The following is a 3,202-nucleotide window of genomic DNA, read 5'->3' on the forward strand; positions in this document are numbered from 1 at the left end:
GCGAGCGCGCTGCCGCCGGAACCGCTGCCGAGCGACGGCGACCTGTCGCCGCGCGCCGCGCGCGCTTACCACGAACTGAAGAACACGCTAGAAAAACGGGAAGCGAGAAAACACTGATGCGCATCGTCATCGACCTGCAGGGAGCCCAATCGGAAAGCCGCTTTCGCGGTATCGGCCGCTACAGCCTGGCGCTGGCGCTGGCCATGGCGCGCAATGCCGGCCAGCACGAAATCTGGTTGCTGCTGAACGGCGCCCTGGCGGCCGCCATCCCCGACCTGCGCGCCGCCTTTGCCGGCCTGGTGCCGGCCGAACGCATCCGCGTCTTCGACATCGTGCCGCACGTGGCCGAGCTGGATGCGGCCAACCACGGCCGCGCGCGCGCCGCCGAGCTGCTGCGCGAATACTGCATCGCCCAGCTGCAGCCGGACATGGTGCTGGTCACCAGCCTGTTCGAAGGCTATGTCGACGACAGCGTCACCTCGATCGGCGCCTTCACCAGCGGCGCCGACACCGCCGTCATCCTGTACGACCTGATCCCGGCGCTGAATCCGGACGCCTACCTGGGCACGCCGCTGCAGCGCCAGTACTACGAGCGCAAGCTGGCCTCGCTCAAGCGCGCCGGCCTGGTACTGTCGATCTCCGACTACTCGCGCCAGGAGGCGATCGACCTGCTGCAACTGGCGCCCGACCACGTGCAGCCGATCTCCACTGCGGTGGACGACAGCTTCTGCCGCGCCGAGATGTGCGCGCAGGACGTGGCGCAGCTGCACGCCCGCTTCGGCCTGACGCGCGGCGTGCTGATGTACGCGCCCGGCGGCGCCGACGCGCGCAAGAATATCGACGGCCTGATTCAGGCCTTCAGCCTGCTGCCGCCGGCGGTGCGCGCGGCCCACCAGCTGCTGATCGCCAGCCGCATCCACGACGGCGAGCGCGCCCGCCTGCGCGACACCGCACGCGCGGCCGGCCTGGCCGACGATGAGTTGCTGCTGACCGGCTATGTCGACGACGCCACGCTGATCGCGCTGTACCGCAGCTGCACGCTGTTCGTGTTCCCCTCGCTGCACGAGGGCTTCGGCCTGCCGGCGCTGGAGGCGATGGCCTGCGGTGCGCTGGTGATCGGCGCCGACAACACCAGTATTCCGGAAGTGATCGGTTGCCAGGAAGCGCTGTTCGACGCCGCCGCGCCGCAGGCGATCGCCGACAAGATCGCCGCTGTGCTGTCCGACCCGACCATGCAGCAGCGCCTGCGCGCGCATGGCCGGCGCCAGGCCGCCACCTTCTCCTGGGACGCCTCGGCGCGCAAGGCCTTGCGCGCGATGGAAGCGCATGTGGCGCAACGCGCGCCGGTGCCGGCCGCGCCGCACCGGCGCCGCAAGCTGGCCTTCGTCTGCCCGCTGCCGCCCGAGCGCACCGGCATCGCCGACTATGCGCTGGAAGTGCTGCCGGCGCTGAGCGCCCATTTCGACATCGATTTGATCCTCCAGCAGTCGGCCTGCAGCCTGCCGCCGACGCTGGATCAGCTGCCGCGGCGCGACCTGGCCTGGTTCCGCCAGCACGCCGACCAGTTCGACCAGATCCTCTACCAGTTCGGCAACAGTCCCTTCCACAGCCACATGCTGCCGCTGCTGAAGGACCATCCGGGCGTGGTGGTGCTGCACGACTTTTTCCTCAGCGGCATGCTGTCCTACGAACAGATGACCGGCGCCATGCCAGGCGTGTGGAACCAGGCGCTGTTCCATGCGCACGGCTACCCGGCCTTGCTGCTGGCGCAGCAGGAAGGCGGCTGGGAACTGGCCAAGGAGCGCTACCCGTCCAGCCTTGGCGTGCTGGAGGGCGCCACGCGGGTGATCCACCATTCGGAACATGCGCTGACCCTGGCGCGCGAATGGTATAGCCCGCACGCCGGCCACAACTGGAGCATGGTGCCGCACCCGCGCGCACTTGCCAGCCACCAGGACCGCGCCGCCGCGCGCGCCGCGCTGGGCATCCGCGCCGAGGCCTTCGTGGTGTGCAGCTTCGGCTTCATCGCGCCGACCAAGCTGGCGCACGAACTGGTGCAAGCCTGGCTGGCCTCCAGCCTGCAGCACGACACCGATTGCGAACTGATCCTGGTGGGCGCCAACCACGGCGGCGACTACGGTGTGCAGCTGAGCGCCATGATCGCCGCCAGCGGCTCGCCGCGCATCCGCATCGCCGGCTGGACCGACGACGCGGTCTACCAGCAATACCTGCAGGCGGCCGACGTCGGCGTACAGCTGCGCAGCATCTCGCGCGGCGAAACCTCGGGCGCGGTGCTGTACTGCATGGCGCACGGCGTGCCGACCATCGTCAACGCCAACGGCGCCTTCGCCGCCCTGCCGGACGAGGCGGTCTACAAGCTGGACGACCAGTTCGCACTGGCCGAGCTGAGCCAGGCGCTGGAACACCTGCGCGCCGACGCCGACCGCCGCGCCGCGCTGACCGCGGCCAGCCGCGCCCTGCTGCTGCGCCAGCACACCCAGGAACACTGTGCCCAGCTGTACACCGACGCGCTGGACCTGGCCGACGCCGAGGCCGCCACCAACCGCGCCGGCCTGATGCGCACCCTGGCTGCGCTGCCGGAACTGCCGCGCGACGACGCCTTTTTGCAACAGCTGTCCGCCTGCATCGCCCGCGCGCCCGATCCGCTGGCGCCACGCCAGCTACTGGTGGATGTCACCGCCATCTCGCGCCACGACCTGAAGACCGGCATCGAACGGGTCGTGCGCACCCAACTGCAGGAACTGTTGCGCGAGCACCAGCCGGGCTGGCGGGTGGAGCCGGTCTACCTGAGCGAGGAAGGCGGCCACTGGCACTACCGCTATGCGCGCCGCTACGCCTTCGGCCTGCTGGGCCTGGACGCCACGGGGGTGACCGACCCGCGCGCCGACGTCGCCGCCGGCGACGTGTTCTACAGCGGCGATTCGTCGCCGGGCGCCATGATGGCGGCCGCGCAACAGGGTTTGTACGCCCAGTGGCGCGCGCGCGGCGTGGCCGTCAATTTCATGGTGTACGACCTGCTGCCGGTGCTGCAAGCGGAATTCTTCCCGTCCGGCGCCGGCGAGGGCCATGCGGCCTGGCTGGCGGTGGCCGCCGCCCAGGCCGACCAGCTGATCAGCATTTCGGCCGCCGTGCGCGACGACTTGCGCGGCTGGCTGGCGGCCGAAATGCTGATCAGCTGGTC

At 70.3% G+C, this 3,202-nt stretch carries 1 protein-coding gene; it reads left to right on the plus strand.

Features of this window, described 5'->3' with window-relative positions; translation table 11 throughout:
- Positions 1 to 116: 116 nt before the first annotated feature.
- Positions 117 to 3,202: glycosyltransferase (locus GTP69_RS30715; RefSeq protein WP_161058414.1), on the plus strand; the 3,086-nt coding region annotated here is incomplete at its 3' end.

The sequence above is a fragment of the Duganella levis genome (assembly GCF_009857605.1).
Lineage (GTDB): Bacteria > Pseudomonadota > Gammaproteobacteria > Burkholderiales > Burkholderiaceae_D > Rugamonas > Rugamonas levis.